Raw genomic sequence first — 2,922 nt, 5'->3', positions numbered from 1 at the left:
GCGGCGCACCAGCTCCGGACGCCGCTCGCCGGCCTCATGACGCAGATCGACCGCGCCGCGCGCACCGGCGATTCCGACTCGCTGCGCAAGGCACTGGAACAATTGCAACATTCGGCCCGGCGCGCCACGCGCATCGTCAATCAGCTGCTCACCCTGGCGCGCGCCGAGCCGAGCGGAAGCCGCAGCCGGGATTTCGAGCGTCTCGATCTCGCGCGACTGGTGCAGGAGACCTGTGCCGAATGGGTACCGCAGGCACTCGCGGCAGACGTCGACCTGGGTTTCTCGGGCGAGGAACGCCCGCTCATGGTGACGGGGGACCCTCTGCTGCTGCAGGAGATGATGAACAACCTCATCGACAACGCCATCCGCTACGGGCGTCGGCCCGGCATGGTGACGGTCAGGCTGGAGACGTCTCCGGCCATCTGCCTCTCGGTGGAGGACGATGGCCCGGGCATCCCCGAGGGAGAATGCGACCGCGTGTTCGAACGCTTCTATCGGCTTCGCGGCAGTCCGCCGGGAGGTTCCGGCCTCGGGCTCGCCATCGTCCGCGAGATTGCCCACGCCCACGGCGCAGAAGTGCGTCTCGAGCGCGCGCAACCCGCTGGCGGTACCCTGATTCGCATCGCCTTCGGCCAACGGCCGGCCACCGAGCCGTAAGGCACTCCCGTGACAGACGCCGTAATGACTTCGGCGAAAATCCCGTCACTCAGGCGGTCTGCGCCTGCCTGCCTGCGATGTACGCAGCAACGTCGCCGACTGTGACGAAAGCCCGCGCGGCCCGGTCGGTGAAGCGAATGCCATACTCCTCTTCGGCCTCGAAGAGTACGTCCATGACATCGAGGGAATCAATCCCCAAATCGGCGAATCTGCTGTTAGAGGTGACCGTGCATTCCCTGCCGGCCCCCAGCCGGCGGCGGACCGCCGCCCGCAGCCGGGATTCTATCGTTCGCTGGTCCACTTGAACTCCTGCCTGACCGCCAAGGCGGCCTGTCGCTCACCCAGGTCATGCTACGGGGATTCGCTTTCCCGAACCTTTCGGAGACTGTGCTGCCCGCTGCACCGGCCAGCCTGCCGCCGAACGGCAGCGGATGACCCGAGGGTCAGCGCGGAAATCGACACGCGTGTTACCCTGCCCGGGAGATTTCCTCCTTCCGGCATCTGCACGGCACTCCACCCCTGCAGCGCACCGCCCGCGTGACAAGGGCCTGTTCATGAACATAGCAGTTTTCGGTCTCGCCTCGCTGGTCGCCGCCAGCGTTCTGCCCGCGCCGGCGCTCGCGGCCGACTGGCAGCTCGTCGCCACGGCGAAAGAGGGAACCATCTACGTCGATGCGCACGGCATCGTGCTCAAGGACAAGCTCAGACGAGCTTGGGACAAGTGGCAGTACACCGAGGACCAGCCGGGCTTTCCGGGCAGCGGCATTCGCGCCTTTCGCGCGTCCAAGCATCTGGCGTGGTACAACTGCGAGGAGCGCAGCTTTGCCGTTGCGGAGGTTATCTACCTCGACGCCAAGGGCAAGAGCGTCGGTCAGATCACGCTGGAAGTCGACGTGACGTCGTTCACGCCGGTCGCGCCGGATTCGGTATCCGAATCCCAGCTCGACTTCGTCTGCAAGTCAGCCCTCAAGAACAAGCCCTGACGGAACGCGCTGCCGCGCAGGCCTGCTTGCCGCCGCGTTGGCCCCCGTTGTCACGCTCGCGACCCGTTGCGGATACCGGAAAGGTCTGAGTAAGCATCCCCGCGTACCCTGCCGGTGCACGCATGGCCGGGTCTCGCAGGACGCGAGGGAAGCAAAGGAGTGGCGATCAGCCCGTTGGTCGATGCGGACCGTCTTCGAATCGTCCAGGACAGGAGCTGCCATGATGATTTCCCCTCAGCCGGAGTACCTTGCCGTCACCGGAAGGGCTTCCTTTTTCCCGGAACTCCAGTCGGCACTGCGGGGCGAATCCGTCATGGCCGACCGCAAGGTGGTGATGCTGGGAGCGGGCAACTATCTCGGTCTGACGACACACCCGAAGGTGACCGCTGCCGCGAAGGCCGCGGTCGATCGCTACGGGACCGGCATCTCGGGATCGCGTTCCACGCATGGCACGCTGGCGCTGCACGGCGAACTCGAGGCGCGGCTTGCCGCCTTCTTCGGTGCCGAGCGGGCGCTCGTCTTCGGCGATCACTATCTCGCCAACATCGGCGTCATCAGCGCGCTGGGCCGCATCGGCAGCTATCTGATTTCGGATCGCAGAAGTCACGAAAGCATCCTCGATGGCCAGCGCACGGCGCCCTGCCGGGTGTTTCGCTTCGATCACAACGACGTGTCGTCGCTTCGTTCGCAGCTCGAACCCCTGCCCGAAAGGGCGCAGAAGTGGGTCATCGTCGAGGGCGTGTACGGTACCTACGGCAATCTCGCCCTGCTTCCCGAGATCGTCGACACGGCGCACAGCTTCAATGCGGAGATCATCCTGGACGACGCGCACGGCGTCGGCGTGATGGGTTTCGGCGGACGCGGCACGGCGTCCCATTTCGGGCTCGCCGATGACGTTGCGGTCGTCGTCGGCACACTGGGCGCGTCGTTCGCCTCGCAGGGTGGGTTCGCCATCGGCAGCCGGCCCGTCATCGAGAAGGTTGCGGCGAACGCGCGCAGCTTCCTGTGCGCGTCCAGCCTGTCGCCGATGTGCGCGGCGGCAGCACTGGCAGCGCTCGACGTCGTCGACAGCGAACCGGAATGGCTCGAGCGGTTGTGGGCGAACACGAAACGCATGAAGGACCGGCTGCGCGCAGCGGGTCTGCTGACCACCCACAGCGCGAGCCCCATCATCGCCATTCCGCTGGACGGCGAGGCGCAGACGCGCGAAGTCTGGGAGCAACTGATGGAACGCGGCGTCTATGTGGACGCCCTGGTTCCGCCGAGTGTCCAGAACGGCCAG

At 66.2% G+C, this 2,922-nt stretch carries 4 protein-coding genes; 3 read left to right on the top strand and 1 reads right to left on the bottom strand.

Annotated features, from left to right (window positions below; translation table 11 throughout):
- A partial coding sequence (locus JNK68_12455; GenBank protein ID MBL8541167.1) for a sensor histidine kinase occupies positions 1-657 on the top strand: 657 nt, incomplete at its 5' end.
- A gap of 49 nt (positions 658-706) precedes the next feature.
- On the opposite strand, the gene JNK68_12450 is transcribed toward JNK68_12455, so the two are convergent.
- Positions 707-958, bottom strand: coding sequence for an acyl carrier protein (locus tag JNK68_12450; protein ID MBL8541166.1), 252 nt, complete (start codon positions 956-958; stop codon positions 707-709).
- 253 nt (positions 959-1,211) lie between these two features.
- Between JNK68_12450 and JNK68_12445 the strand changes: the two genes are divergently transcribed.
- Complete coding sequence (locus tag JNK68_12445; GenBank protein ID MBL8541165.1) at positions 1,212-1,640, top strand: hypothetical protein; 429 nt, start codon at positions 1,212-1,214, stop codon at positions 1,638-1,640.
- A gap of 220 nt (positions 1,641-1,860) precedes the next feature.
- Positions 1,861-2,922 (top strand): aminotransferase class I/II-fold pyridoxal phosphate-dependent enzyme (locus JNK68_12440; GenBank protein ID MBL8541164.1); only part of this gene is annotated, 1,062 nt, incomplete at its 3' end.

The sequence above is a fragment of the Betaproteobacteria bacterium genome (assembly GCA_016791345.1).
Taxonomy (GTDB): domain Bacteria; phylum Pseudomonadota; class Gammaproteobacteria; order Burkholderiales; family JAEUMW01; genus JAEUMW01.
The sequence above is the reverse complement of the archived record's forward strand: the minus strand, read 5'-3'. Positions and strand labels throughout refer to the sequence as shown.

What these genes read in the sequence shown, in the direction of transcription:
- JNK68_12445 (MBL8541165.1), top strand. Translation starts at nt 1,212, where the DNA reads ATGAACATAGCAGTTTTCGGTCTCGCCTCGCTGGTCGCCGCCAGCGTT.